Below are 25,977 nucleotides of genomic sequence, written 5' to 3' on the forward strand. Positions count from 1 at the left end.
CGCGAATCCACCGCGGGGCGGCCCCGAGGTCGCCGTCCACGGTACGCGCCGCGTTCGCCGCTTCGGTGCTCGACACCGGGGCCTTGCAGTGCCCGACACCCACCGGTCGTCTCGCCGACATCACCGGCCGTCACCACCCGCGAACGGCGTCGCGGTTGGGTACCGTGGAACCATGCCACTCATCGGGGTGAAGGCACCATCGGCGACGCGCGGCCCCATCGGTTCGGACGCGGTCGAGTGCACCGAACCGCACCGCGAGCCCCGGGGTCGGCATCGGCGCCGATCTGCGCCGATGCTCCTCCTGTGTAGCGCGATCCTGGCGCAGCCACTCGTCGCCGGGCCGGTCGCAGCGGCACCCGCGCCGGTGCCTCCTGCGCCCATCCGACCGGCGCCGGTGCCGCCGTTGCCGCTCGACGACCCGTATGCCCTGCTCGCCGGCCGCACATATACATCTGTCACCGTGATCGGCGGCACCATCCCGGGTGGTGGCCCCGTGGTCATCGGTTTCGACAACGCGCACCGTGTCGGTATGGACGCCGGATGCAACTCGCACGCCGGCAGCGTGGCCGTCACCGGTGACCGACTCCGGATCGGCCGGCTCGCATCCACGATGATGGCCTGTCCCCCACCCCGTGCCGACGCCGACGAGTGGCTGGCCCGTTTCACGTCGGTCCCACTGGTCTGGCGCGTAATCGGCCCGATCCTCACGCTGTCGAGCCCGGTGCACACGGTGATCCTGCTCGAGGATCGGTAAGTAGCGTCGGGCCACCCGCCGTTGCGTCGGCCATCGACGAATGGCACCCCGCTTGTCCCTCATCAGCCACTGCCCTGATTTTGAGCAACCTTCCTTTGTGAGAACTCTGACGAGAGGACACGATGTCATCGACCACCCCCGCCGTAGTAACCGTGACCGGTGCCGCAGGGCAGATCGGATACGCCGCCCTGTTCCGGATCGCCGCCGGCGCGATGTTGGGCCATGATCGTCCGGTTCGACTGCGGTTGCTGGAGTTGCCGCATGCGGTCTCGGCCGCGGAGGGCACCGCGATGGAACTCGACGACGGCGCTTTCGAGCAACTCGTCTCGGTGGACATCTATGACGACCCGCGGGCCGCCTTCGATGGCGCCGAGTTCGCGCTCCTGATCGGTGCCAAGCCCCGGACCAAGGGGATGGAGCGGGCCGACCTGCTGCAGGCCAACGCCGCCATCTTCGCCGAACAGGGCCGGGTGCTCAACGACGTTGCCGCGCCAGATCTCCGCGTCATCGTGGTCGGCAACCCGGCCAACACCAACGCCGCCATCGCCGCGGCGCACGCCCCCGACATCCCACCGGAGCGGTTCACCGCACTCACCCGCCTCGACCACAATCGCGCGATCGCGCAGTTGGCGCGCCGTGCCGGCTGCGCGGCGCGCGACATCAGCCGGGTCTCGGTGTGGGGCAATCACTCCCCCACCCAGTATCCCGACATCTTCCATGCCCGGGTCGCCGGGCGCAGCGGAGCTGATTTCGCGGCCGACCGCGCGTGGCTTATCGACGATTTCATCCCCACCGTGGCCACCCGTGGCACGGCCATCATCGAGGCGCGCGGGGCATCGTCGGCGGCGTCGGCAGCCAGTGCGACCATCGACCACATCCACGACTGGGTGCTGGGCATCGAGGGCGACGACTGGACCTCGGCTGCACTCCCCTCCCCAGGAATGTATGGAGTTCCGGAAGGTGTGGTGTGCTCATTCCCGGTTCGCCCGGTCGGCGGGCGATGGGAAATCGTCTCGGGGCTCGAGATCAACGAATTCTCACGAGCCCGCATCGACGCATCGGTGGCCGAACTCACCGCCGAGATCTCAGCGGTGGGAGATCTGTTGCCGGCCTGACCGACACCGCACCTGCGGCGCTGGCGCGGTGTCATCGCCCGCGACCGGTGTCCGTGGCATCCTCTGTGAATGGCGAAGAAGGCGAAGGACGACAAGGCCGCGAAAAGGCCGAAGCTCTCCACCAAGGCGTACGAGGCCGAACTGTTCCGGCTGCAGACCGAATTGGTGAAACTGCAGGAGTGGGTACGGGCAACCGGTAGCCGCGTCGTGGTGATCTTCGAGGGACGCGACGCCGCCGGCAAGGGCGGCACCATCAAACGCATCAGCGAATACCTGAGCCCCCGTGTCACGCGAGTTGCCGCTCTGCCCGCGCCGACGGATCGCGAACGCGGTCAGTGGTATTACCAGCGCTACGTTGCCCATCTGCCCGCGCCCGGCGAGATCGTGTTGTTCGACCGATCCTGGTACAACCGGGCCGGTGTGGAGAAAGTGATGGGCTTCTGCACACCGGAGGAGCACACGCGCTTCCTCCGTCAGACACCGATCTTCGAACAGATGCTCATCGACGACGGAATCCTGTTGCGCAAGTACTGGTTCTCGGTGTCCGACGATGAGCAGCTCAAGCGGTTCAAGTCCCGACTCGACGATCCGGTCCGGCAATGGAAGCTCAGCCCGATGGACCTCGAGGCGGTCTACCGATGGGAGGACTACTCCCGGGCCAAGGACGAGATGATGGTCCACACCGACACCGCGACGAGCCCGTGGTTCGTCGTCGAATCCGATGTGAAGAAGCATGCCCGCCTCAACATGATCTCCCATCTGCTCTCGACCATCGACTACGAGGACGTGCCCCGGCCGAAGGTGGAGCTGCCCAAGAAGCCGGTCGACACCGGCAACTACCGGCGTCCGCCACGATCGCTGTCGAAGTACGTCCCCGACCATGTGGCCGACATGCTCGGCAGCGATGACTGACGACCTGCCCCGGTGATCGGAGCGGGTGGGTAACATCCCGTGGGTGCCTGTGCCCGGTGTGCCTGCTGCCATCCGCGATCGCCTCGGTGTCCGCCGCGGACACGACGAGATCATCTATCTCGTCTCTCCGGCCGGCTGGCCGAACTACGGCGACGAACTGATCGCCCGAGGCTGGCTGCGCCACTTGGCCCGCACCCGCCCTCGGGCGAGGGTGGTACTGGATTGTCACAGCCCCGGTCAGGCCGGACTGTTGCTGCGCGACATCCATCCTCGGGCCGTCTTCGTCGACACCCTATGGCAGCTCACGCAGTATGCGTCGAATCGCACGCGCACCGATGGGCCGGATCCCGACACGCCATGGGTCTGGGTAGCCGACGCCGCGACCCGGTTCGGACCGGCGCCCCGCCTCGCCGAGGGCGTCGACGTTTTCCGCCGAGCCTCATCGGTCCACCTCCTCGGCGGTGGATACGTCAATGCCGTATGGCCCCATCATGTCTCGCTGGTGGCAGCGATCGCCGAATTGGCGCGGACCGCTGGCGTCGCGGCCTACGCCAGCGGGCAGGGACTGCTGCCGCGGGCGCCCGAACCGGCGTGGTCTGTGCTCGAGAAGGCGGTGGCTGAGTTCGACGTCTTCGATGTCCGGGATGCCGCGTCTGCCGACGCACTTGCGCCGACGCCCGCGCTGCGACAGACCGGCGACGATGCCTGGCTCACGATCGATGATGCCGGCACGCTGCAGAAACCGGAGTCCATGACGCCCGACGGCGGTGTGACGCTGTGCATCCAGGGTGATCTGACCGACGACTTCGCCTGGCACGGTCACCGTGGTGCGCCTGCGCTCGCGGAGTTCGTGCACGCCACGCTCGACGCCTGGGACGTCCCCGGCGACGCGGTCACCGTGGTCGAAGGAATTCCGGGCCGCGACCGGGACATCGTGGTGCGCCTCGGCGATCGCCTGCACGGCGCCCGCACCGTCCCCTTCCTGGATGTTTGGCATCGGGGTATGCCGGCCGGCCTGGGCAACACGTGGATCAGCACCCGCTTCCACCCCCACCTGGTCGCGGCCGCGGCCGGTGACTCCGGGGTCGCCGTGATACCTCGGCCCGACTATTACGCCGCCAAGCACGGGTCGCTCACCGCGGCCGGCTCACGGTGGACCGTCGTCGCCGATCCGGAGGTCATCCCGGATCGTCCGATCGCCGGAGGGTTCGCCCAGGATGCACGTGCTCGACGCGTGTCCGAGAAACACGCCCTTGCCGAACGCCTGTACCCGCGGCGGCGTGGCTTCTGACCCGGAACTACACTGGCCCCACCATGTGGATCGGTTTCGCCGAGTTCGACTATCTCCTGGGAGATGTGCACTCGCTCAAACACAAGCGGTCGTTGGTGCGCCCCGTAGTCGCAGAGCTTCGTCGCCGGTTCAGTGTCTCCGCCGCCGAGGTCGGCCATCTCGACGCCCACCGTCGGACGCTGATCGGTGTGGGCATGGTCGCCGCCGACCGCGCTCATGTCATCGAGGTGCTCGACAACGTCGAGCGGTTCGCGGGTGGCCGTCCCGAGATGGAACTGCTCTCGGTCCGTCAGCGACTCATCTCCGCATCGGACATCTGAGCTCCGGTCGGCCGAGTCGGCGTCTGGGGTTTCAGCCGACCAGCCCCGCAGCGCGTGCAGGCGCGGCGTAGGCTGCCGCCAACGAATCGACGGTCTCGTGCGCGTTGAGTCCACTCGGGTTGGGCACCACCCACAGTTGTGCCCCATCCCAGCGCTCCTCTTGCCGGCCCACCACCGCCCGCGGCACGCCGAAAGCCGAACGGTATGCGGTGATACCCGCCACAGCGACGACGACCGGCTGGATCTCTGCGACCCGCTCCCGCAGCCGACGCCCACCGGATGTCAGTTCGTCGGCCGACAATTCGGCCGCCGTCGCCGTGGCGCGAGCCACCACATTCGTGATCCCGACACCGCGGCGGCACAGGAGATCACGATCGTCGGTGGACATGCCGGCCGACGCGTCGATCAACCGGTCGACGATCCCGGCGCGGTACAGCGCGGGATAGAACCGGTTGCCCGGACGCGCGAAATGTGCGCCCACGGCCGCTGTCCACAATCCCGGGTTGATCCCGACGAACAGGAGGCGACAGTCCGGCCCCACCAGGTCGGCGACCTCCTTGTCGCGACAGCGCATCAGCTCTTCGGTGGTGAAACCCATCAGGGCCTCGTCTCGCCGACCGAACAGCGCACGAACTGAGAAGCGGAAACGGACACGGCGCCAGCGTAGTCGGGCAGTTCACCGATACAAGGCGTGGCCACACATTCCCGTCTACACTCGCGCTGATGGCTCGGCTCGCGTACACGGTCCTGGGCGGCCTCGGCGCGCAGATCGATTCCGAGCCCGCCGAACTCGGCACGCGCAAACAACGCGCCATCCTCGCCCAGCTACTGCTTGCCGAGGGCAATGCGGTGAGCGTCGATCGACTGATCGACGGGATCTGGGGTGCGACGCCACCGGATCGGGCCGAGGTGTCCGTCCAGGCTTATGTCTCTGGTCTGCGCAAGGCCCTCGAACCCGGCCGACGGCCGCGCTCACCGTCGACGGTGCTCGTCACCCGTGGCACGGGTTACGTCCTCATCGCCGGCGACGCGGACGTCGACGTCCGCGCGCTCAACGCTGCGATCGCGGCAGCACACGAGCAGCAGCGCCGAGGCGACCTCGAGAGCGCGGCAAGCGATCTGAGGGCTGCCCTGGCCGGGTATCGCCCGCTGCTCCCGGAGTTCGAAGGTCTGACCTTCCGCGATGAGGCCGCGGCGCACCTCGAGCGCACCGTCGGTGAGGCCCGTGAGTTCTCCTATGAGTTGCGGTTGACGCTCGGCGAGCACCGGGCACTTGTGCCCGAACTGGAGCAGGCCGTGCGCCGTGCACCGCTCGACGAGGGCCTGTGGGTATTGCTGGCCACCGCGCGGTACCGCCTCGGGCGTCAGTCCGAAGCGCTGGCCGCCATCGCCGATGCCCGGCGCCATCTCGCCGACGAAATCGGCGTGGACCCGGGCCCACGATTGCGCGAGCTCGAACGCGACATTCTCGACCACGCACCACACCTCGAGTCCGCCCCATCTCGGCGCTCGACCGCCACCCCCGGCATCCGCAGCACCGCCCGCAACTCGGGTGTGCGCGCTCCGCATGGCCGCACGATCACCACCACACCAGCAACACCGGCATCGGCGCCCGCGGCATTGATCGGCCGCGCCGACGAACTCGCGGCTGCCCATCGCACCGTGCTCTCCTCCCTGCAGGGGCCCGGTGGCATCGTCGTTGTGGAAGGTGATGCCGGAGCCGGCAAGAGCGCGCTGATCGCCGAGGCGACCCGGCGCGCCGCCGGTGCCGCCGACGTCACGGTGTTGTGGGGGCGGTGCACCGAAGATGCCGCAGCACCGTCGATGTGGCCGTGGGTGCAGATCCTCGGGGCCGTCCTACCCGAGATGACCGACGATGACCGCTCGGCGCTGCTCGACAACGATCTCGGCCGGATGGTCACCCACGGCACCACGGTCATCCCACCGCCACGCGAGATGCCCGATGCCGCGGCTCGATTCCGGTTCTACGACCAGGCTGCGGACATGCTCACGCGAGTCGCGCTCGATCACCTTCTGATCATCGTCCTCGACGATCTGCACTGGGCCGACAGCGCGTCGCTGGAGCTGTTCGCGCACATGGCCGCCCGCGGCACTCCCGGGGTCACCTTTTTCGCGTCGGTGCGGACGCGGGTCCATCGCAGCGCGGTCGTCGATGCGCTCGCGGCGGTGTCACGGTTGCCCGAGCACCGGCGCATCGAGGTGGGCCCCTTATCCGACGACGACATCGCGGCGTTGGTACAGCGGGAAACCCAGGAACGGCCAACGGCGGGCACCGTGGCCACGATTGCGCGACGGACGCGCGGAAACGCATTCTTCGTCCGTGAGTTGGCTCGAATCCTGGCCGACAGAGGCTCGATGGCCGACGGCGCGGTGCCGGCCGGCGTGCGCGACGTGGTCCGCGAACGGCTCGGCCCGCTCCCGGCGGAGACAATACGCGTACTCGAGGTCGCCGCGTTGATCGGACGTCAGGTGGACCTGTCGTTGCTGGCAGGGGCTGCGGAGACAACGCCCGACCGGATGCTCGAATCTCTCGAACCCGCCTATGCCGCCGGGTTGATCGGCGCGACGGCCGACGATCCCTTCACTTTTCGGTTCGACCACGATCTCATCCGGGAGGCCATCGCCGGCGGGCTGTCAACTGGGCGGACATACCGTATTCATCTCGCCATCGCCGATCAGCTCGAGCACGCCACCGGCGCGACCACGGCCACCCAGCGCGCCATCCACCTCTGGGCGGCCGGCCCCCTGGCCGACCGGACCCGAACCGCCCGTGCGCTCCTGGAAGCCGGGCACATCGCCCTGCGCAGCTACAACTTCGATGCGGCGGACCGGAGGCTCACCGACGCCGCACAATTGGCCCGGTCGATCGGCGACGAACCGATGGAACTCGAAGCAATCAGCACGATGCTCGCCGGCGATGTCGCCCGACACGGCTACTTCGCAGCCGATCGCGAACTCCTACGCCGCGCCCGCGAACTCGGTGAGCGCGCCCACGACGACGCGCTGCTCGCCCGCCTGAACTATGCGCGGTTCGCCGCGCATTCCCAACTCGCCGAGATCCGGCCGGCCCGCCGCTACGCCGATGCCTTGGCAGAACGAGCGCGACACAGTGAGCGGCCCGTGGTGCACCATCTCGCCTCCCAAGCTGCCGCCATCGACCTGTTCGACCGCGGGCACATCGGCGACGCCCACCGACTGCTGGAAAGCCAGATCACATTCGACCGCGCGGTGGACGGGATACAGGCCGATCAACTGATGATCGGCAGCGGTTTCGCAGGGCTCACCGCGACCATGCATGTGGGACCCCGTCACGGCCGTGCACTGTTCGAGCAGATCGACAACGGCCCCGAGGACCCGATGTCGTACCTGGGTACCGCGATCTTCGCCGTCACCGCCGGTGCGCTCGTCGGCGATGCCGACTGGGTCGGCGAGGTGGGCGAACGGCTCGTGGGCTCCTCCGGCCACAGTGCGCTGGAATACCTGCGAATGCCCGCAGAGCGGATCTACTGGTGGTCGCGCGCGGTCAGCGACGCCGACGAGGGCGCGCTCGAACACATCGTGCGGTTGCACGATCCGCGAGCCGAACAGCGCACCGGCGCCGGCCTGTGGTGGGCACTGTATGCAGAGGCACTGGTCTCGGTCGGCCGATTCGAGGATGTGCCGGTGCTGCTCGAGCACGCACAGACCTTTGCCGAACGCACCGGCCAGCGATATCCGGATGCCCACCGGCTGTTGGTCTGCGCCGAGTTCCAGCACGCCACGGACCAGCCGTCCGCGATGGTTCGCGACACGTTGGCCGAGGCCCGCCGGGTGGCGACTCGCCAGCAGAGCACCGCGTTGTGCGAGCGGATCGACGCGTTCGCCATGGACCTCGGCTACTCGCCGTACCCGGGCGACCCCGTGGGTTGATCGGCTGTCGTCCACCACGCTCCCGCAAACTGACCCGCGTGACTTGCGGTCGTCACCCCAAGCCGGCTCCAAGTGTCCCTCAAGGGGCGACGGCGAGAGTTGTGGTCATCCGGAATAACCAGTTCGCCGCACATCCGGCACACAGTGAGGAACCCCGATGACGATTCAGTCCACCCGACCGACCAACCGCGCCGTCCGACCCCGAACCGACGGGCCGACCGAGCTTGCCGACCGCATCGCCGGCGACGTGTACTTTCCCGGCGAGCCCGGCTATGACGAGGCGCGCGCCGGTTTCAATCTGCTGACCGATCACCGGCCGGCGGTGATCGCGGTACCCACCAACCGGCACGACGTCGTCGAGGCCGTCCGGTTCGCCGCGGACGAGGGATTGCGGGTGGCGATCCAGGCAACCGGCCATGGGCCGGGCACACCGGCCCACGACGCACTGCTGATCAACACCTCGACGATGACCGACGTAACCGTCGATCCGGTGGCGCGTACGGCGACGGTTAGCGCCGGCGCCAAGTGGGCCCCTGTTCTCGAACTCGCGCAGCAGCACGGGCTGGCGCCGCTGCTCGGTTCCACCACCGACGTCGGTGTGGTGGGCTACACCCTCGGCGGTGGATTCGGATGGCTCGGCCGCAAATACGGATTGTGCTCTGACGCGGTGCGCTCGTTTGACCTGGTCACCCCGGATGGCAACCCGCTGCGGGTCAGTGCAACGAGTCATCCGGACATCTTCTGGGCGCTACGCGGCGGCGGCATCGGCAACCTCGGCGTCGTCACCGACATCGTCATCGACCTGTTCCCGGTGAGCACCGTCTATGCGGGCAACCTGTTCTATCCGGCCGAGGACGCCGCGGAGATCATGCGGCGTTTTGCCGAGTGGGCACCACATCAACCGGACGACCTGACCTCGGCTATCAGCCTGATGAACTTCCCGCCGCTCGACATCGTGCCCGAACCCCTGCGCGGCAAGAGCTTCACCCTCGTTCGCGGCTGTTGGTCCGGTGATCTGACCGTCGGAGCCGAGATCATCGACGAGTGGCGTCGGTGGAAGACCCCCGAGATCGACATGTGGGCGGAGATGCCGTTCACCGCGGCCGACGCCATCAGCATGGATCCGACCGATCCCATGCCGGCCATGGTCACCACCGAGTGGATGAACGACTTGCCTGATGCAGCCATCGACATCCTGGTGGATCGGGTACTCCCCGCTCCGGGCACCCTGCCGCTGATCCTGTTCGCCGAGATACGCCATGCCGGCGCGGCGGTTGCCCGCGGCGCATCCGCGGCGCCCAATGACCGCGGCCGCGAGGGCACCTTCCTGCTCGAGCTGGGGTCGGTGGTCCCCGACCCGCACGTGGGTCTCGCGGTGGAGTCCGCCCAGCGCCTGACCCGCCAGGCACTGGCTCCGTATGTGACCGGTGCCGCCTACCTGAACTTCCTCGAAGGGGACGAGAAGGCCGCACGGTCGGCGAGTGCATTCAGCCAGACCAACCTCCGCCGACTGAACGCAATCAAGTCCGCTCTCGACCCGGAGAACCGGTTCTGCCACGGGGTCGCTTTCGGACACTGATGTCCCGCGACACTAGATTTACTGGCATGACCGACCAACAGCTGCCGCTGATCGTCGTCGATGCCGCCAATGTCGTCGGTTCGCGACCCGACGGTTGGTGGCGCGACCGACACGGGGCGACCGAGCGGTTGCGTGATCGACTCGTCGGCCTCGCCGACACCGGTGTGGCGGGGATGCCCGGACCGGTCGAGGTGCTGATGGTGGTGGAGGGTAAGGCCCGAACCGTCACGTCGGTGCCCACGGTGGCCACCGTCGCAGCGTCCGGTCCCGGCGACGATCGGATCGTCGACCTGGTCGCCACTGCGGTGAATCGGCCGATACTCGTGGTGACGGCCGACCGCGAACTCCGCCGCCGGGTGGGAACACTCGGCGCGAACGTGGCCGGGCCGAGCGTCCTGCATGCGCACGATCAGGCCTGATCAGCGCACACAGCTCCGGACGAGACATCCTCCGCGCGCGGCTGGGTGTCCGGGGCCGGTCAGCGTTCGGGGCGGTCAGCGTTCGGGCGGTGTCGGCCGCTGGGCTGGTCTGGTGAATCGTCGGCGCAGCTCGTCGAGGCCGGTGACCCGGACCTTGCCGGTCACCCGCACCTTCCCGGTCACCCGGATCTTGCCCATCTCGCCACCGTCCTGTCGGTCACCGTGAGGCGCGGCATCCGCCTGCCTACGCGAGGATACCCGGCCACGGGGCACGGATGCGGAATCCGCTGGGCGGGATGCGACCATGGATGCCATGGACACCAGCACGGTCGATGTCGACGGTTACCTCGATCGAATCGGTCACCCTTGCGTGCCCGGGCCCACGGCCGACGTTCTGGCGAGCTTGGTCGCCGCGCACGTTCGGCACATCCCGTTCGAGAACCTCGATCCGCTCACCGGGATCCCGGTGGCCAATCTCGACCCGGAGAGCCTGCAGGACAAGCTCGTTCGGCGGCGACGCGGCGGGTTCTGCTATGAGCACAACGGGCTGTTCCGTGCTGTGCTGTGCGCGCTCGGTTTCCGCGTCGATCAGCTCGCGGGCCGGGTGGTGTGGATGAAGGGACCGGGACCGCTGCCCGCGGAGACGCATCAGCTGCTGGCCGTGACGGTTCCTGATGACGGTAGCCGCCACCTCGTCGACGTGGGTTTCGGCGGGCAGACCCCCACCACGCCACTGCGTTTCACCATCGGCGACGAGCAGCCCACCGATCTCGAGCCCTTCCGCGTGGGAGTGTGGCCCGAGGCTGACCTGCACGTGCTGGAGTCGCGAGTGGCGGGCCGGTGGCAGCCGCTGTACCTGTTCGACGAACGCCCGCGCGCCGCGGTCGACGGTGTGGTCGGCAGCTGGTTTGCCTCGACCCATCCCGACTCCCATTTCCGCGCCACGGTGTCGGCCTGTCTCGTCGTCGACGATGCTCGCTGGAACCTGCGCAACCGTCTGCTGTCGATTCACCGGGCGGACGGGACGAGCACCAAACGAGAGTTGGCGTCGGAACGCGAGATACTCGACGTCCTCGCACACGACTTCGGTATCGACGTGGACACGGTGGATCGCCTCGAGGCGCGTGTACGCGAGGTGATCAGCGACTGAGGCGGCGTCCGAATCAGGTTGCGGCGCGCGAGAATTCGGAAGCTTGTCGCACCTGGTCCGCGGTGATCTCGACTCCCGTGTATCTCTCGAATTGGCGTGCCGCCTGCAGCGCGATCACCTCGGCTCCGGTGATCACCCTCTTGCCCGCAGCGCGTCCGGCGCGGATCAGCGGGGTCTCGGCGGGGAACGCGACCACGTCGAACACGACGTCGGCTGCGTCGATCTGGGCGGAAGCAAAAGACAGGGTGTCCTCGTCGCTGCCGCGCATGCCGAGCGGGGTCACGTTGACCAGGATCGCCGCGCCTGATCCGGTGTCCTCGGACGCGAATCGATAGCCGTACCGGTCAGCCAGTGCGGCACCGGTGTCCGGATTGCGTGCGATCACCGTGACGTTGTCGAACCCGGCACCGCGAAAGGCCGCCACCACTGCCTTGGCCATGCCGCCCGACCCGCGGATCGCCACCGAGGCCGACGTCGGCAGTGCATGACGGTCGATCAGTGCGGCGACGGCCTCGTAATCGGTGTTGGACGCGACGAGGCGTCCCGAATCATTGACGATCGTGTTGACCGACTCGATGGCCGACGCCGACTCCTCCATCTCGTCGACGAGCGGGATGACTGCCTCCTTGAACGGCATCGACACCGAGCATCCGCGGATCCCGAGGGCCCGGACCCCACAGATCGCACCGTCGATGTCGTCGGTGGTGAACGCCTTGTAGATGAAGTTGAGGCCGAGTTCGTCGTAGAGGAAGTTGTGGAATCTGGTTCCGATGTTCGACGGACGTCCGGCCAGCGAGATGCACAGCGTCATGTCCTTGTTCAGGATCGGCATATCGTCACCCTAACGTGTCGTCCCCACGCGTCGGGGTAGCCTCGGAGTGATGAACGACACCGGCAGTCGACACATCTCGGTCGTCGTCTCGAGCTCTCCCGACGAGGTCTACGCCTATGCCGCCGACCCGGCGAATCTTCCGCAGTGGGCCGGTGGCCTCGCCTCCGACGTCCGCCGCGACGGCGACACCCTGGTGGTCCGATCGCCAATGGGCGAGGTACGCGTCGACTTCACGCCGATCAACTCATTCGGCGTCCTCGACCACGAGGTGACACTGCCGGACGGCGCCGTCGTGCACAACCCGTTGCGCGTTCTTCCCCACCCCGAAGGCGCCGAGGTAGTGTTCACGGTTCGTCGACGTGACCTCTCCGACGCCGAGTTCGAGACCGATTGCGCGGCCGTTCTGCGTGACCTCATCGCGCTGCGCGACGCGGTCGCCCTTCGCAGCTGACGGTATTCACCCGGGGAACTGTCAATCACATGGCAAATGGCCTGTGTGGTTGCCAGTTCTCGGTGTAGTTGTTGCGAGACCAGATCGTGACCGTGGGACGTCTTCGATTTCGTCATCCCCTGGGTCACAATTACCCCACCAGTAACACTGATCACATCAGTAACAGACCCATGGACGGGGAGGTCTCGTGCGGCGTCGACTCACGCGCACTGCGCGGCTCGCGATGGTCGGGGCCCTCGCCGTCTCCGCATGCGTACTGGCCACCGGCCATGGGGCCGGCGTCGCCGGCGCCGCGCCCTGCGGCAACGGCGGATTCGGCTCGAGCGTCCCCGATACCGGGTCACTGGGATCGAGCGGTTCCCTCGGTTCCAGCGGTTCCCTGGGCAGCTCGGATATTCCGAACATCGGCCCGCAAGGGCCCCTGCCGCCGTACTTCGGCGTCAGCACCAGATCGATCGCCTGGGTCACCGGCCCCCTGAGCCCCAACCGCACTTTCAGCCGATTCGCGATCAGTGGCACCGATCTCGGTGTCAGTTGGGACAACGGCACCGGGCAGACCCTGATGGCCTTCGGCGACACCTTCGGCAACTGCAATGCGCTGGGTCAGCAGTGGCGCCACAATGTGCTGCTGCGGTCGGATGACCACCGTCTGTCTGACGGGATCCGAGTGCCCGACGGAGTGGCCGGTGACCCGACGTCGGGCACGGTCATCGCCGCCGGCGAACCGAATTACGCCCAGGAACTCATTCCGTCCCTGGGCATCTCCGCAATCGAGGTGACCACGATCCCGACCGCGGCGATCTCGCTGCCCTGGGGTTCGGGACATCGACAGTTCATCAATTACATGTCAGTTCGTTCGTGGGGATCGGCCGGAAACTGGGTGACCAACTTCTCCGCGATCGCACATTCCGACGACAACGGTCAGACCTGGCACACCGACCAGGACACCATCCGGATCAACTCGCCGATCTCGCTGGCGCTACCGGCCGCACTGCCGACCGTGGAGTACAACAACGGCAAGTTCCAGCAGAACGCGTATGTACGCGGTCGGCCGGACGTGGCCGGCGAGAAGGACTACATCTACCAGTTCGGAACTCCCAACGGCCGTTTCGGTGCCGCCTTCCTCGCCCGGTTCAAGCCGGCCGACATCCTCGATCTCGACCGCTACGAGTACTGGGGTGGCGAGGCAGCCGGTTGGGTTGCACTCGCCGACATGCCCGACGTGCAGTCGCAGGTTGTGCCGCAGCCGGTGACCGAATTGTCGGTGGCGTGGAGCCCATATCTCGACAGGTACGTGATGCTCGACGGCGACAACGGCATCCGGATGCGCACGGCCGAACACCCGCAGGGACCGTGGAGCGCACCGCGCTACCTGGTCGCCCCGAACACCATCGTCGTCTACGGCCCGATGATGTTGCCCGACTCCCCTGCGCTCCAGGGCGATTCCCCGGAGCTGTACTTCAACGCGTCACGCTGGAGTGACTACAACGTGATGCTGCTGCGCACCGACTTGCGCCGCGTGCCCGGATAGTGGACACGATTTACGACTCAGCGCCCGAAACCGGCGTCGCGCAACGCCTGCGCCATCGAGCCGTTGGGCTGGGCACGGCTGCCGCGGCCCGAGTCCCGACCGCGCTTACCGGACCGATCGCGCTGGGACCCGTTGCGCTGGGACCCGTTGCGCTGGGATTCGTTGCCCTGGCCCCGCTCAGGCCGTCGTCCACCGGCCTTCTTCGGGGCTGTTTTCCCCGATCCGGCGCCGACCTCGTCATCGAGCCGCAAGGTGAGACCGATTCGTTTGCGGTCCACATCGACGTCGAGGACCTTGACCCTCACCACCTGTCCGGACCGCACCACCTCGTGCGGATCGGAGACGAATCTGTCCGACATCGCCGACACGTGCACAAGCCCATCCTGATGAACGCCGACATCGACGAAGGCGCCGAAGGCGGCGACGTTGGTGACCACGCCCTCGAGGATCATGCCCGGCGTGAGGTCGGCCACCTTCTCCACGCCGGCGGCGAACGTCGCCGTCTCGAACGCCGGTCGCGGGTCGCGACCCGGCTTCTCGAGTTCGGCGAGGATGTCGGTCACGGTCGGGATGCCGAAGCGTTCGTCGGCGAAGTCGGTCGGGCGCAGGCCGCGCAGCGTCCGAGCATTCCCGATCAGCTCGGTGATGCCCACCCCGGCGCGATCGAGGATACGACGCACCACCGGGTACGCCTCGGGGTGCACGCCGGAGGAATCCAACGGGTCCTCACCGTCCCGGATGCGGAGGAACCCCGCACACTGCTCGAACGCCTTCGGGCCCAGGCGAGGCACATCGAGTAGTCCCTGGCGGCTGTGGAACGGCCCGGTGTTGTCACGATGCGCCACGATGGCGGCGGCGAGCGCCGGGGTGACCCCCGACACCCGGGACAGCAGCGGCACCGACGCGGTGTTGAGGTCAACGCCGACCGCGTTGACGGCGTCCTCGACCACCGCATCGAGACTCCGCGCCAGCGTGCCCGGTGCCACGTCGTGCTGGTACTGACCGACGCCGATCGATTTGGGGTCGATCTTGACCAGCTCGGCCAGCGGATCCTGGAGCCGACGCGCGATCGAGACCGCGCCGCGCAACGAGACATCCAGGTCGGGCAGCTCTCGAGAGGCGTACTCCGATGCCGAGTACACCGAGGCGCCCGCCTCGCTCACCACCGCCTTCGCCGGTGCACGAGTACCCGATGAGCGGATCTCGGCAATCAATTCCGCTGCCAGCGCATCGGTTTCGCGCGATGCGGTGCCGTTGCCGATGGCCACCAGATCGACGTCATGGCGGCTGATGAGCGCGGCCAGCGTCGCCTTGGCCTGGTCCCACTGCTTCTGCGGCTGATGAGGATAAACAGCGCACGTGTCGAGCACCTTGCCGGTCCCGTCGACCACGGCCACCTTGACGCCGGTCCGGAAGCCGGGATCCAGGCCCAACGTCGGTCGTGTTCCCGCCGGTGCCGCCAACAGCAGATCCTTCAGGTTGGTCGCGAAGACGGTGACCGCGTCGGCTTCGGCGCGTTGACGCAGGGCCACCCGCGCTTCGATCGAAGCCGACATCATCAGCTTCGTCCGCCACGCCCAGCGCGCCGTCGTCACCAGCCAGGGCGTCGCCGCGCCCGGGTGGGCGGCATCGATCCCCAGGGTCGCGGCCACCATCGCCTCGTACGCGTCGTCCTCGCCGCCGTCGAGGGTCAACGACAGCGCTTCTTCCTTCTCTCCGCGCAGTACCGCAAGCACCCGGTGGGACGGCATCGAGTCCAATGGCTCCGTGAAGTCGAAGTAATCGCGGAACTTCTGGGCGGCCGGCGACGACGCCGCGCTCTCCGAACGTGCCGCGGTCCGCATCGCGCCGTCGGCCCAGAACTTCTCGCGGATGGCCCCAACGAGTTCGGCGTCCTCGGCAGCGCGTTCGATGAGGATGTGCCGGGCGCCGTCGAGGGCGGCGGCGGCGTCGGCGACCTGGTCGTTGCCGAACTCGGCGGCCACCTCTTCGGGAACCAGCCCCGGATCGGCGAGCAGGCGATCGGCCAGCGGCTCGAGGCCTGCCTCTCGGGCGATCTGCGCCTTCGTGCGACGCTTCGGCTTGTAGGGCAGGTAGATGTCCTCGACGCGCGCCTTGGTCTCCGCGCCGAGCAGCGCGGCGCGCAGTTCGTCGGTCAGCTTGCCCTGTTCGTCGATCGACGCGAGCACGGCATCACGCCGCTCGTCGAGCTCGCGCAGATAGCGGAGCCGCTCGTCCAGCGTGCGCAGTTGCGCGTCGTCGAGGCTGCCGGTGACCTCTTTGCGGTAGCGCGCGATGAACGGCACGGTGGAGCCCTCGTCGAGTAGCCGCACCGCGGCGGCCACCTGGCCTTCGGCGACGGCCAGTTCCTCGGCGAGGCGTGCGTTCACGGACTTCACAGCTGGGCTCGCATTCACCCGGAGGACCATACCGAAGCCACCCGACAGGGCAACGGTCGCCGCGCCGCCACCCGGGCACAAGTGCCCTCCGGCCCGGGCCCGAAGCCTCCGGTGTCGGACATGCCGATCTCCTAATCTGATACTTGTCGTGGCTGCATCTGCGACCGCGACTCTTTGCCCGCGCACGGAGAGAAGGTCGTCATGCCAGATGCCCGAACAAGCCCCGTCGTCGTCGGACTCGACGGGTCGCCGTCATCGATCGCGGCCGTCGAGTGGGCGGCGCGCGATGCCCAGATGCGTGGCCGGCCCTTGGCATTGGTCCACGTCATTGCCCCGATCGTGATGCCGGCCGAACCCTGGCCGGAGGGTTTCGCGAATCTCGACGTCGTGCGCTGGCAAGAGGACAACGCCCGCAAGGTGATCGACGATGCGCGCGAGATCGCCCACAAGGCTGCCGCGCCAGGTGAGCTGCAGATCACCACTGAAGTGATGCACGGTCCGGCCGTGCCGATGCTGACCGAGTTGTCCGAGAACGCGGCGCTGGTGGTCGTCGGATGTCGCGGCCAATCACGGGTGGCCGGTGCCGTGCTGGGCTCGGTGAGTTCAGGACTCGCCCACCACGCGCGTTGCCCGGTCGCCGTGATCCACGACGAGGAACCGCCCGAAGGGGTCTCGGATCAGTCCCCGGTCGTGGTGGGAGTCGACGGATCACCGACTTCCGAGCTGGCGACCGGCCTCGCGTTCGAAGAGGCGGCCTGCCGCGGGGTCGAGTTGGTGGCCGTACACACCTGGAGCGACATGAGCCGGCTCAACATCCCGACCCTGAACTGGGCGCCGATCGAGTGGCGAAATCTGTCCGACAAGGCGGCCGAAGTCCTCGAAGAGCATCTGGCCGTCTGGAGACGGAAGTACCCGGAGGTCACCGTACGCCCGGTCTCCATACCCATCGTCGCCAAGTCACCCGCCGTGGGCCTCCTCGATCACGCCCGGTCGGCGCAACTGGTGGTCGTGGGCAGCCACGGCCACGGTGGCTTCTCCGGAATGCTCCTCGGATCGGTGAGCGCCGCGGTGGTCAACGCAGCTCGGATTCCGGTGATCATCGCCCGCTCCAGGGAGAGCGAGGCCTGAATGGCCGCTGTCCGAGTGCCGCCCGCGCACATCTGAACATCTCCGCCATTGTGTGATATCCGTCGCTGTCACGGGCTTTTATATACCCCCCTGGGTATTATTGAGGGCGACCCTGATGCATACACATGGAGGTTTGGACCGTGAACATCGACCGTGGCGTCTTCGCCATCGCGGGCACGATGACCCTGCTCGGCGCGATCTTGAGCGCCGCGTTCTCGCCGTGGTGGCTGCTGCTCGTCGGCTTCGTCGGGCTGAATCTGCTGCAGTCGAGCGTCACGGGTTTCTGCCCGGCGGCGATGATCCTCAAGCGGTTCGGGGTCACCAGCGGCTGCGCGTTCCGCTGACCATCGGTTGACCGCCACCCGCTCGCGTCGACGATCAACCGGGCGGGGTAGGCGAGCTGGATTCGATGGGTAGACCGGTACTCACCTGCGCGTCGTCGAGACCGCCGGCGTCGGTGACGTCGGCGAAGCCAGTCGATCTCATGATCTCCACGGCCTGGGCCGATCGATTTCCCGTACGGCAATAGACCACGTAGGGCACGTCGACCGGCAGTGCCGCGATCACCTCGACGAAGTCGCCGGATGCGAGATTGATGTTGCGGGCGCCGCGCAGATGACCGGACTCGAACTCCGCCGGGGTACGCACGTCGATGACCACCGCGTCGTCCGGCATCGTCGATGACGAAGTGCCCGATCCGGCGCCGCCACCCGACGCGCCACAACCGGCCAGAGCCGTCGCCGCGGCGACAAGTGCGAGCATCACGCGCGCGAGAATCCATCTCCGCCTTCCGCGCACACCCCTCCCGTTCCCGCTGCCGTTCGAGCCGGACATCACGACTACGCGTCAGCCGACGGGACTGCGCCCTCGTGCTCGGCCAGGTCCAGGTGCAGTGCGTGGTGGGCATCGAGCATATGCCGGAGACCCGTGTCCAGTGGCCACGGAAACGACAGTTCATGGCCGAACCGGTCGTCGACGGCCGCCATGGAGCCACGCTGCAGCGATGTGGCGTCGACGCGCTCGACCATGGACTCGAACAGTTCGACCGGGGTGGCCAGGTAATAGAGCGGTTGGTGCCCGCCCGAAGAACTCATACCCGCTGCATACACCAGTCCGTGCGAGGTGATCACCAGCCGGTCCGACGCGATCACCACCTCGCCGGCGACCTCGGCTCGTCCCCATTCGACGGCGGCCGCCCGGGACTCCTCCACCCGACGCCTGGTGTCGTCGGTGAGCAGCTGTTCCACATGGCGGCGGTCCGTCGTCGTGTCGGAGCTGTACTCGGGTCCGAAATGCCCCCGCAGGATCTCATCGATGAAATCGAACAGCGGGTCGTCTGCCGCCTGCTCCTCACCCATAGCACCGCGCCTTTCGTTCGATTCGCCCTGGCTGCAGCGTGCCCTCGACGTTACGCCGACAGATGCCCGATCTCGGGAGAATGCCGAACTCGTATGTCCGGCACCCGGCCCGCCCGCGGACCGCGGCCGAAACCTTCGATCGCGATGCGCTCGTCTCATATCAGTCTCATAATGACCCACCGTTCATTCGACGTTCTGAGACTCGCGAACGGCATGGTGTGATGTCCTACTAGCGATTCCAGCGAAGAACAACAGACATCTCAAAAACGCCGCGGCGCGTCGCGAGACGGTTTTGAGATATTTTGAGATAGAGTTCGGGCCATGAAGCCGGACGAGGTGAGCGGATACCCAGGCATGCTGCTCGGGTACGCGCGTGCGGGCACCGCAGCCCACACACTGGAATCGCAGATCGACGCGCTGACCGACGCGGGAGTCGAACCGGCGCGGATCTACAGCGACGTGTTCGCTGCGATCACCCGCATGCAGCGGCGACCCGGCTTCACGGCGTTGCTCGATTACGCACGCCCCGGCGATATCACCGTGGTCGCCGGTATCGATCGACTCGGCCGATCCGCACCCGAGGTGATGGCGACCGCGCGCGATCTCACCGAGCGACAGATCGGTCTGCGGTCGCTGCGTGAGGGTCTCGACACCGACGACCCGGCCGGCGCGATGATCGTCGGAGTGCTCGCCTCGCTCGCTGAACTCGACGAGGAACTCCGGCCGGACCGCGCGCCAACCGTTTCGTCCCGACGCAACCGTGGCCCGTCCGTCGGACGACCCCGGGCCCTCGGTGACGACCAGATCGCAGTCGCGGAGCGGATGCGCGCCGAAGGGCAGCCCATGCCGACGATCGCGGCGGCGCTCGGCGTCAGTCGTGCCACGCTGTACCGCACACTGGCCGAACGGCGGTCGGCCTGATGACCCGCGGCGACGAGGATTCGCTCGACCTGGACATCGTCACCCCCCACGGCGTCGTCACCCGCCTGCCCACGTCGTTCCCGATCGTCGACCACGAACTCGACGGGCACCTCGACCCGGACCTCTTTCAGAAGGGCTTCGAGGACGCCAACGAGCGGCTCTGCGGTTTTCCGCCGCCGTGGGCGCGGCACCATGCGTCCTCGACGATGGCGGTCGAACCGGATCCTGACGACGAGGAACCGAGCTATACGCGCGGATATCGCGCGGCCCTGTACGGGTACCTGCGGCACGCGGTCGACTGAGGTGTCCGATCGATACTCCAACAAGGAGATCGCGCGAGAGCTCACGGTCGCTCAACGGCACCGTCACTCATCGCAGACGCGCGAAGAACTCCCGGATGTCACCGGCGACCAGGTCCGGCCGCTCGAGTGAGGCGAAGTGCCCACCTTCGTCGAACCGACTCCAGTGCACGATGTTCGAGTTGTCGCGTTCGGCGAAGACGCGGATCGTCTGGAAGTCGCTGGCGAACACCGCAACACCGGTGGGTGCGGCGTTCACCCGCGGCTCGGCCGACGCCCGCGCGTTCTCGAGGTAGCTGCGGCTCATCCCGGACGCTGCATTGGCGAACCAGTTGACGCTGACTTCGAGCAGGATCGTCTGCAGCGGGACCAGTGAGGTTCCGTTGCCGAACGAGTTGAACAGCTCGCTGTAGGCGAGCAACCCGACCGGCGAGTCGCTGAGACCCACCGCGACGGTCTGGGGCCGGGAGGCGTTCATCGTGTTGTAGCCTCCGACGGACTGGAACCACTGCATGTGTTCGAGGCCGGCGTAGTCGGCCGGCTCGAGCTTCTCAAATTCTTCCGGATCGCCCGAGGGAAACGAGAACAGTTGCAGAACATGTAGTCCCAGAAAGCCTTCGGGGTTGAGAAGCCCGAGTTCTCGCGCGATGAGCGCGCCGTTGTCGGAGCCGTGGATTCCGTAGTTCTCATAGCCCAGGCCACGCATCAGGGTGTCGTACGCGGCGGCCACCCGGGCTGTGGTCCACCCGGCGGCGACCGGCTGCGAGTACCCGAATCCCGGGGCGTCGGGAATCACGATGTCGAACGCATCCTCGGGACGACCGCCATGGGCGACCGGGTCGACGAGAAGGTCGATCATGTCGAGATAGTCGACGCTCGAGCCGGGATAGGTGTGCGCCAGCACGAGTGGGGTGGCGTCCGGCTCGGCGGAACGGACATGGATGAAATGAATGATCTGTCCGTCGATCTCGGTGGTGAAGTGCGGGACCGCGTTGATCCGGGATTCTGCTGCGGCCCAGTCGAAGCTGCGCCATGCATCGACGGCCTCGCGCAGCTAGTCATTCGGGGTTCCCGCGTCCCAGTCGTCGGTCGGCGACGGTTGGGGCAGGCGGGTACGGGCAAGGCGATCGTCGAGGTCGGCGATTTCGGCATCCGAGACGGAGACGGTGAACGGTTGGACGGTGAGCGTTGTTGTGGTCATGTCACGACGGTATTCCTCAATTAGGTAGGATATGTTCCTAATAGCGACCCGAGTCACGAGGATTTCTGATGGCCGATCCCACCGCGCGCCTGCTCGGACTCCTCTCCCTGCTCCAAACGCACCGGGAATGTTCGGGTACCGAACTCGCCGACCGTCTCGGCGTCTCGACCCGCACCATCCGGCATGACATCGATCGGCTGCGTGAGCTGGGGTATCCCGTCGACGCGACCCGGGGCGCCGCCGGCGGGTATCGGCTCGGTTCCGGAGGCAGGTTGCCACCGCTGCTGCTCGACGACGAGGAGGCCGTCGCGGTCACTGTCGGACTGCGCGCAGCCGTGGGGATCGCAGGTGTCGAAGAGGCCGGGACCCGCGCTCTGGCGAAGCTGGAGCAGGTTCTCCCCGCGCGGCTGCGGCCCACCATCGACGCGATCCGTACAAGCGTGGAGCACGGACCGGAGAACACCGGCACCGATGCCCCCGACCCGCACGTCCAGACGTCGGTCCTGCAGGCCATCGCCGCGGCCATCCGCGACGTCGAATGGCTGCGTTTCGACTACGACGATCAACCCCGGCTGGTGGAGCCGTACCGCCTGCTGTGCTGGCAACGCCGGTGGTATCTGATCGCCCGGGATCCCCGCACGGACACCTGGACGACGTATCGAATCGACCGGATGGGCCTGCGGATGCCAACGCGACGCCGCTTCGACCCTCAGCCGCTGCCCGGCGGGGACTACACGGCTTTCGCGATGCGCACGATCGCCGAGAGCGGCTGGAACGTGCATGCGCGTCTTCGTGTCGACGCCCCCGCCGAGGACGTTCTGGCGCGGATCAACCCGGCCGTCGGAGCCGTCGAACCCATCGACGAGCACCGTTGTGTTCTGGTCACCGGAGCCGACAGCCTCGACACCGTTGCCGCGTATATCGGCATGCTGATGATGGATTTCACGGTGGAGTCCCCCGCCGAACTCATCCCCCGTCTCCAGCTGATCTCGCAGCGATATGTGAGAGCAGTCGCCGGGTCCGAACAGCCGTGAACGGGCACACCAACAGCTGGTAAAGCGACCTGCCCGACAGCCGACGAAACGCCTGCGCCACGATAGAGGGCACAACGTGACGTCGGCCGATGGGAAATGACCGAGTGAGTGAGACGTATACCGGTGACCTGATCCCGGTTTTCTTCCTCTCGGACAGCACCGGGATCAGCGCAGAGACCATGGGCAATGCTCTGCTGTTGCACTTTCCCGATCATCGCTTCGACCGGACGCTGATCCCGTTCATCACCACCGCCGACGACGCCCGCGAGGTCGTGCGAAGGATCGATGCGGCCGTGGACCGCGGGATGACACCACTCGTTTTCGTCACGGCTGCACTCGACGACGTCCGCGTCGAACTGCAACAGACCCGGGCACCCCTGATCGATTTCTTCGACATGCACATGCAGCAAGTTGAGGCGATCCTGGGAACCCGGGGCGCCCGGACACCTGCCCGTCTGCATGGTGTCGGGGACGTCAAGCGCTACAACGCTCGCATGCAGGCGGTCGAGTACGCCATCGAGCACGACGACGGCCAGAGTGTGCGCACGCTGGACAAGGCGGACGTCATCTTGGTGGCGCCATCCCGGTGCGGCAAGACCCCGACGACCATGTACCTCGCGCTGCAGCACGGCCTGCGCGTCGCGAACTATCCGCTCGTCGACGAGGATCTCGTCAGCACCGACCTACCACGTCCGATCCGGCACCTGCAGGACCGGTGCTTCGGGATCATCACGACCGCGGCCCGCCTCAGCGCGGTCCGGACGGAGCGTCGCCCGGATTCGACATACGCGTCGCTGCGGCAGTGTACGTACGAACTCAAACGCGCGGAGGAGCTCTACCGCACGCACGACCTACCCGTCATCGACTCCTCGGCGAAATCCGTTGAGGAGATGTCCACCCTCATCCTGCAGGTGCTCGCCCGCAGGCCCCACCCTGACAACTGAGGAGTCAGTTCATGAACAGCAATGTCCGGTGGTTCGCCGACCTCGGCCTCGCCGACCTCGAGCAGGTCGGCGGGAAGAACGCGTCTCTCGGCGAGATGGTCCGCAACCTGACCGACGTCGGGGTCCGGGTCCCCAACGGGTTCGCGACCACCGCCGACGCATATCGCCGGTTCGTGAATCAACCCGATGCCGCGGGCACCAGCCTGGCGGACCGCATCAGCGCGCGTCTGGCCGGCCTCGACACCGACGACGTGCAGGCACTTGCCGCGACCGGCAAGGAGATCCGGGCGGCGGTGATGGATCAGCCGTTCCCCGCCGACCTCGAGGACGACATCCGGACCGCGTTCGCCGAGTTGTCGGGTGGATCGGACGAGGCGTCGTTCGCAGTGCGATCGAGCGCGACCGCCGAGGACCTGCCGGACGCATCGTTCGCCGGACAGCAGGAAACGTTCCTCAACGTGCGCGGGATCGACGCGATCCTGCAGGCGATGCGCGAAGTGTTCGCATCGCTGTACAACGACCGCGCCATCGCCTACCGGGTGCACCACGAGTTCGAGCACGACGCGGTCGCCCTGTCGGCGGGCGTGCAGCAGATGGTGCGCTCCGACATCGGCACGTCGGGAGTCATGTTCACCATCGACACCGAGTCGGGTTTCGCCGACGCCGTGTTCGTGACGTCCTCCTACGGCCTGGGTGAAGCGGTCGTCCAGGGCGCGGTGAACCCCGACGAGTTCTATGTCTACAAGCCGGCGTTGCGCGCCGGCCGTCCGGCCGTACTCAAGCGCGGTATCGGGTCGAAGGCCACCAAGATGATCTACACCGACGATCGTTCGGTGGGCCGGACGACCGAGTTCGTCGATGTGGACGCCGCCGATCGCCGCGTCCTCAGCCTCACCGACGCGGAGGTCGAGGCGCTCGCCCGCCAGGCGTTGCTGATCGAGGAGCACTACGGGCGCCCGATGGACATCGAGTGGGGCAAGGACGGCGTGGATGGCGAGCTCTACATCCTGCAGGCGCGCCCGGAGACGGTGCAGTCGCGGGCGGCGGTGACCGGCCAGCAACGGTTCCGGCTGAACGAGACCGGCGATGTCCTCGTCGAAGGTCGGGCGATCGGCGCACGCATCGGCGCGGGAGCCGTCCGGGTGCTGGAGTCGGTGGAACAGATGCACGAGTTCCAGGCCGGCGAGGTGCTGGTCGCGGACATGACCGACCCCGACTGGGAGCCGATCATGAAGCGCGCCAGCGCCATTGTGACCAACCGCGGCGGACGGACCTGTCACGCCGCGATCATCGCCCGTGAGCTCGGTATCCCGGCAGTCGTCGGATCCGGCGGGGCCACGCGGTCACTCGAGGCCGGCCGCGAGGTGACCGTCTCGTGTGCCGAGGGCGACACCGGATACGTCTACGACGGATTGCTCGACTTCGACGTCACCGAGTCGTCCATCGAGGCGATGCCCGAGATCAGCACGAAGATCATGATGAACGTCGGCACACCGGAGCAGGCGTTCGCGTTCTCCCGCCTCCCGAACAACGGTGTCGGGCTGGCCCGCCTGGAGTTCGTGATCAACCGCCAGATCGGAATCCATCCCAAGGCCCTGCTCGATTTCGAGACCCTCGAGGGACCACTCAAAGAGCAGATCGGCGAGGCGATCGCGGCCTATCAGAGCCCCCGGGCGTACTTCGTCGACCGAGTGGCCGAAGGGGTGGCGACGATCGCCGCCGCGTTCGCGCCGCACCCGGTGATCGTGCGCATGTCGGACTTCAAGTCCAACGAGTACGCGAAGCTGGTCGGCGGCGAACTCTACGAGCCCGACGAGGAGAACCCGATGATCGGCTACCGCGGCGCGTCGCGGTACCTGTCGAAGGACTTCGCGGACTGTTTCGCCATGGAGTGTGCGGCCCTGAAGTACGTCCGCGACGAGATGGGCCTGACCAACGTCAAGATCATGATCCCGTTCGTCCGCACGCTCGCCGAAGCCGAAGGGGTGATCTCGCTGCTCGCCTCGCACGGCCTGCGCCGCGGCGAGAACGGACTCGAAGTGATCATGATGTGCGAGGTGCCGTCCAACGCGGTGATCGCCGACGCCTTCCTCGACCATTTCGACGGGTTCTCCATCGGCTCCAACGACATGACGCAGCTGACGCTCGGCCTGGACCGTGATTCCGCGCTCGTCGCCGACTCGTTCGACGAACGTGACCCGGCCGTGAAACACATGCTCGCCGCGGCGATCTCGGCATGCAAGGCGCGCGGCAAGTACGTGGGTATCTGCGGGCAGGGTCCGAGCGATCACGTCGACCTCGCTGAATGGTTACTGGAGCAAGGTATCGAGTCGATGTCGCTGAATCCGGACACCGTGGTCGACACCTGGACGCGGCTGGCGAAGCTCGGCTGACAAGCAACTGCTCCCA

General features: G+C 67.3%; 24 protein-coding genes and 1 pseudogene. 18 read left to right on the forward strand and 7 right to left on the reverse strand.

What is annotated here, in order from left to right; all coding sequences use genetic code 11:
• Nucleotides 1-172 precede the first annotated feature (172 nt).
• The 5 genes from OSB52_RS09465 to OSB52_RS09485 all read left to right on the forward strand — a co-directional run bounded on the left by OSB52_RS09465 (nucleotide 173) and on the right by OSB52_RS09485 (nucleotide 4,392).
• On the forward strand, nucleotides 173-754 hold the full coding sequence (locus OSB52_RS09465) for an META domain-containing protein (protein ID WP_235724236.1): 582 nt from the start codon (nucleotides 173-175) through the stop codon (nucleotides 752-754).
• Between the two features lie 122 nt (nucleotides 755-876).
• Nucleotides 877-1,869, forward strand: coding sequence for a malate dehydrogenase (locus tag OSB52_RS09470; RefSeq protein ID WP_266061457.1), 993 nt, complete (start codon nucleotides 877-879; stop codon nucleotides 1,867-1,869).
• 69 nt (nucleotides 1,870-1,938) lie between these two features.
• Nucleotides 1,939-2,781, forward strand: a complete 843-nt coding sequence (ppk2, locus tag OSB52_RS09475; RefSeq protein ID WP_266061458.1) for a polyphosphate kinase 2 — start codon at nucleotides 1,939-1,941, stop codon at nucleotides 2,779-2,781.
• A 43-nt stretch (nucleotides 2,782-2,824) separates the two neighbouring features.
• Nucleotides 2,825-4,072 (forward strand): polysaccharide pyruvyl transferase family protein, encoded by a 1,248-nt coding sequence (locus tag OSB52_RS09480; RefSeq protein WP_266061459.1) that lies wholly within the window; start codon nucleotides 2,825-2,827, stop codon nucleotides 4,070-4,072.
• 23 nt (nucleotides 4,073-4,095) lie between these two features.
• On the forward strand, nucleotides 4,096-4,392 hold the full coding sequence (locus OSB52_RS09485; RefSeq protein ID WP_235724240.1) for a DUF503 domain-containing protein: 297 nt from the start codon (nucleotides 4,096-4,098) through the stop codon (nucleotides 4,390-4,392).
• Nucleotides 4,393-4,423: 31 nt separating this feature from the next.
• Here OSB52_RS09485 and OSB52_RS09490 read toward each other — a convergent pair whose 3' ends face one another.
• Complete coding sequence (locus OSB52_RS09490; protein ID WP_266061461.1) at nucleotides 4,424-4,990, reverse strand: mismatch-specific DNA-glycosylase; 567 nt, start codon at nucleotides 4,988-4,990, stop codon at nucleotides 4,424-4,426.
• Between the two features lie 125 nt (nucleotides 4,991-5,115).
• Between OSB52_RS09490 and OSB52_RS09495 the strand changes: the two genes are divergently transcribed.
• From OSB52_RS09495 to OSB52_RS09505, 3 genes are all read left to right on the forward strand, one after another.
• Nucleotides 5,116-8,322: an ATP-binding protein gene (locus tag OSB52_RS09495; protein WP_266061463.1), complete on the forward strand. Its 3,207-nt coding sequence runs from the start codon at nucleotides 5,116-5,118 to the stop codon at nucleotides 8,320-8,322.
• 157 nt (nucleotides 8,323-8,479) lie between these two features.
• Nucleotides 8,480-9,901, forward strand: coding sequence for an FAD-binding oxidoreductase (locus tag OSB52_RS09500; protein ID WP_235724244.1), 1,422 nt, complete (start codon nucleotides 8,480-8,482; stop codon nucleotides 9,899-9,901).
• A gap of 26 nt (nucleotides 9,902-9,927) precedes the next feature.
• Entirely contained in the window at nucleotides 9,928-10,320 is a 393-nt protein-coding gene (locus OSB52_RS09505) for a PIN domain-containing protein (RefSeq protein ID WP_235724245.1), read from the forward strand.
• A gap of 75 nt (nucleotides 10,321-10,395) precedes the next feature.
• On the opposite strand, the gene OSB52_RS09510 is transcribed toward OSB52_RS09505, so the two are convergent.
• Nucleotides 10,396-10,518, reverse strand: coding sequence for a hypothetical protein (locus tag OSB52_RS09510; RefSeq protein WP_266061466.1), 123 nt, complete (start codon nucleotides 10,516-10,518; stop codon nucleotides 10,396-10,398).
• Between the two features lie 106 nt (nucleotides 10,519-10,624).
• Between OSB52_RS09510 and OSB52_RS09515 the strand changes: the two genes are divergently transcribed.
• Nucleotides 10,625-11,470 (forward strand): arylamine N-acetyltransferase family protein, encoded by an 846-nt coding sequence (locus tag OSB52_RS09515; protein ID WP_372512389.1) that lies wholly within the window; start codon nucleotides 10,625-10,627, stop codon nucleotides 11,468-11,470.
• A 13-nt stretch (nucleotides 11,471-11,483) separates the two neighbouring features.
• Here OSB52_RS09515 and OSB52_RS09520 read toward each other — a convergent pair whose 3' ends face one another.
• Nucleotides 11,484-12,302, reverse strand: a complete 819-nt coding sequence (locus tag OSB52_RS09520; RefSeq protein WP_266061469.1) for a shikimate 5-dehydrogenase — start codon at nucleotides 12,300-12,302, stop codon at nucleotides 11,484-11,486.
• 49 nt (nucleotides 12,303-12,351) lie between these two features.
• On the opposite strand from OSB52_RS09520, the gene OSB52_RS09525 reads away from it, so the two are divergent.
• Both OSB52_RS09525 and OSB52_RS09530 read left to right on the forward strand, forming a co-directional pair.
• On the forward strand, nucleotides 12,352-12,753 hold the full coding sequence (locus OSB52_RS09525; RefSeq protein ID WP_235724248.1) for an SRPBCC family protein: 402 nt from the start codon (nucleotides 12,352-12,354) through the stop codon (nucleotides 12,751-12,753).
• Between the two features lie 187 nt (nucleotides 12,754-12,940).
• Entirely contained in the window at nucleotides 12,941-14,284 is a 1,344-nt protein-coding gene (locus OSB52_RS09530; RefSeq protein WP_235724249.1) for a glycoside hydrolase family 183 protein, read from the forward strand.
• A 17-nt stretch (nucleotides 14,285-14,301) separates the two neighbouring features.
• Here OSB52_RS09530 and OSB52_RS09535 read toward each other — a convergent pair whose 3' ends face one another.
• Nucleotides 14,302-16,713, reverse strand: a complete 2,412-nt coding sequence (locus tag OSB52_RS09535) for a Tex family protein (RefSeq protein ID WP_266061471.1) — start codon at nucleotides 16,711-16,713, stop codon at nucleotides 14,302-14,304.
• A 171-nt stretch (nucleotides 16,714-16,884) separates the two neighbouring features.
• Between OSB52_RS09535 and OSB52_RS09540 the strand changes: the two genes are divergently transcribed.
• Nucleotides 16,885-17,811 (forward strand): universal stress protein, encoded by a 927-nt coding sequence (locus OSB52_RS09540; protein WP_235724251.1) that lies wholly within the window; start codon nucleotides 16,885-16,887, stop codon nucleotides 17,809-17,811.
• A 140-nt stretch (nucleotides 17,812-17,951) separates the two neighbouring features.
• The gene (locus OSB52_RS09545) at nucleotides 17,952-18,155 is read left to right on the forward strand and encodes a YgaP family membrane protein (protein ID WP_235724252.1); all 204 of its coding nucleotides are present in this window, start codon (nucleotides 17,952-17,954) and stop codon (nucleotides 18,153-18,155) included.
• Nucleotides 18,156-18,189: 34 nt separating this feature from the next.
• On the opposite strand, the gene OSB52_RS09550 is transcribed toward OSB52_RS09545, so the two are convergent.
• Both OSB52_RS09550 and OSB52_RS09555 read right to left on the reverse strand, forming a co-directional pair.
• Entirely contained in the window at nucleotides 18,190-18,573 is a 384-nt protein-coding gene (locus tag OSB52_RS09550; RefSeq protein ID WP_235724286.1) for a rhodanese-like domain-containing protein, read from the reverse strand.
• 77 nt (nucleotides 18,574-18,650) lie between these two features.
• On the reverse strand, nucleotides 18,651-19,169 hold the full coding sequence (locus OSB52_RS09555) for a glucose-6-phosphate dehydrogenase (RefSeq protein ID WP_235724253.1): 519 nt from the start codon (nucleotides 19,167-19,169) through the stop codon (nucleotides 18,651-18,653).
• Between the two features lie 354 nt (nucleotides 19,170-19,523).
• On the opposite strand from OSB52_RS09555, the gene OSB52_RS09560 reads away from it, so the two are divergent.
• Entirely contained in the window at nucleotides 19,524-20,090 is a 567-nt protein-coding gene (locus tag OSB52_RS09560) for a recombinase family protein (RefSeq protein WP_266061502.1), read from the forward strand.
• Nucleotides 20,090-20,392 carry a hypothetical protein gene (locus OSB52_RS09565; protein ID WP_266061472.1) on the forward strand — a complete coding sequence of 101 codons (303 nt, stop codon included), beginning with the start codon at nucleotides 20,090-20,092 and terminating at the stop codon, nucleotides 20,390-20,392. The genes OSB52_RS09560 and OSB52_RS09565 overlap by 1 nt, the downstream gene beginning before the upstream one ends.
• 67 nt (nucleotides 20,393-20,459) lie before the next feature.
• Here the strand turns inward: OSB52_RS09565 and OSB52_RS09570 are convergent.
• Nucleotides 20,460-21,590: pseudogene (locus OSB52_RS09570) on the reverse strand (epoxide hydrolase family protein).
• Between the two features lie 68 nt (nucleotides 21,591-21,658).
• Between OSB52_RS09570 and OSB52_RS09580 the strand changes: the two are divergent.
• From OSB52_RS09580 to ppsA, 3 genes are all read left to right on the forward strand, one after another.
• Nucleotides 21,659-22,624 (forward strand): helix-turn-helix transcriptional regulator, encoded by a 966-nt coding sequence (locus tag OSB52_RS09580; RefSeq protein WP_235724256.1) that lies wholly within the window; start codon nucleotides 21,659-21,661, stop codon nucleotides 22,622-22,624.
• Nucleotides 22,625-22,728: 104 nt separating this feature from the next.
• A complete protein-coding gene (locus OSB52_RS09585; protein ID WP_235724257.1) occupies nucleotides 22,729-23,568 on the forward strand; it encodes a pyruvate, water dikinase regulatory protein in 840 nt (279 codons plus the stop codon).
• 11 nt (nucleotides 23,569-23,579) lie between these two features.
• A complete protein-coding gene (ppsA, locus tag OSB52_RS09590; RefSeq protein ID WP_266061475.1) occupies nucleotides 23,580-25,961 on the forward strand; it encodes a phosphoenolpyruvate synthase in 2,382 nt (793 codons plus the stop codon).
• Nucleotides 25,962-25,977 lie beyond the last annotated feature (16 nt).

This window comes from Gordonia aquimaris, assembly GCF_026262595.1.
In the GTDB taxonomy this organism is placed as follows: domain Bacteria; phylum Actinomycetota; class Actinomycetes; order Mycobacteriales; family Mycobacteriaceae; genus Gordonia; species Gordonia tangerina.

Excerpts from the sequence above, each read along its gene's own strand:
- OSB52_RS09525 (WP_235724248.1), top strand. The coding sequence starts at position 12,352 with ATGAACGACACCGGCAGTCGACACATCTCGGTCGTCGTCTCGAGCTCT.
- OSB52_RS09540 (WP_235724251.1), top strand. The coding sequence starts at position 16,885 with ATGCCAGATGCCCGAACAAGCCCCGTCGTCGTCGGACTCGACGGGTCG.
- OSB52_RS09510 (WP_266061466.1), bottom strand. The coding sequence starts at position 10,518 with ATGGGCAAGATCCGGGTGACCGGGAAGGTGCGGGTGACCGGCAAGGTC.
- OSB52_RS09535 (WP_266061471.1), bottom strand. The coding sequence starts at position 16,713 with ATGGTCCTCCGGGTGAATGCGAGCCCAGCTGTGAAGTCCGTGAACGCA.
- ppk2 (WP_266061458.1), top strand. The coding sequence starts at position 1,939 with ATGGCGAAGAAGGCGAAGGACGACAAGGCCGCGAAAAGGCCGAAGCTC.
- OSB52_RS09520 (WP_266061469.1), bottom strand. The coding sequence starts at position 12,302 with ATGCCGATCCTGAACAAGGACATGACGCTGTGCATCTCGCTGGCCGGA.
- OSB52_RS09550 (WP_235724286.1), bottom strand. The coding sequence starts at position 18,573 with ATGCTCGCACTTGTCGCCGCGGCGACGGCTCTGGCCGGTTGTGGCGCG.
- OSB52_RS09565 (WP_266061472.1), top strand. The coding sequence starts at position 20,090 with ATGACCCGCGGCGACGAGGATTCGCTCGACCTGGACATCGTCACCCCC.
- OSB52_RS09465 (WP_235724236.1), top strand. The coding sequence starts at position 173 with ATGCCACTCATCGGGGTGAAGGCACCATCGGCGACGCGCGGCCCCATC.
- OSB52_RS09500 (WP_235724244.1), top strand. The coding sequence starts at position 8,480 with ATGACGATTCAGTCCACCCGACCGACCAACCGCGCCGTCCGACCCCGA.
- OSB52_RS09495 (WP_266061463.1), top strand. The coding sequence starts at position 5,116 with ATGGCTCGGCTCGCGTACACGGTCCTGGGCGGCCTCGGCGCGCAGATC.
- OSB52_RS09470 (WP_266061457.1), top strand. The coding sequence starts at position 877 with ATGTCATCGACCACCCCCGCCGTAGTAACCGTGACCGGTGCCGCAGGG.
- OSB52_RS09485 (WP_235724240.1), top strand. The coding sequence starts at position 4,096 with ATGTGGATCGGTTTCGCCGAGTTCGACTATCTCCTGGGAGATGTGCAC.
- OSB52_RS09580 (WP_235724256.1), top strand. The coding sequence starts at position 21,659 with ATGGCCGATCCCACCGCGCGCCTGCTCGGACTCCTCTCCCTGCTCCAA.
- ppsA (WP_266061475.1), top strand. The coding sequence starts at position 23,580 with ATGAACAGCAATGTCCGGTGGTTCGCCGACCTCGGCCTCGCCGACCTC.
- OSB52_RS09505 (WP_235724245.1), top strand. The coding sequence starts at position 9,928 with ATGACCGACCAACAGCTGCCGCTGATCGTCGTCGATGCCGCCAATGTC.
- OSB52_RS09555 (WP_235724253.1), bottom strand. The coding sequence starts at position 19,169 with ATGGGTGAGGAGCAGGCGGCAGACGACCCGCTGTTCGATTTCATCGAT.
- OSB52_RS09515 (WP_372512389.1), top strand. The coding sequence starts at position 10,625 with ATGGATGCCATGGACACCAGCACGGTCGATGTCGACGGTTACCTCGAT.
- OSB52_RS09490 (WP_266061461.1), bottom strand. The coding sequence starts at position 4,990 with ATGGGTTTCACCACCGAAGAGCTGATGCGCTGTCGCGACAAGGAGGTC.
- OSB52_RS09560 (WP_266061502.1), top strand. The coding sequence starts at position 19,524 with ATGCTGCTCGGGTACGCGCGTGCGGGCACCGCAGCCCACACACTGGAA.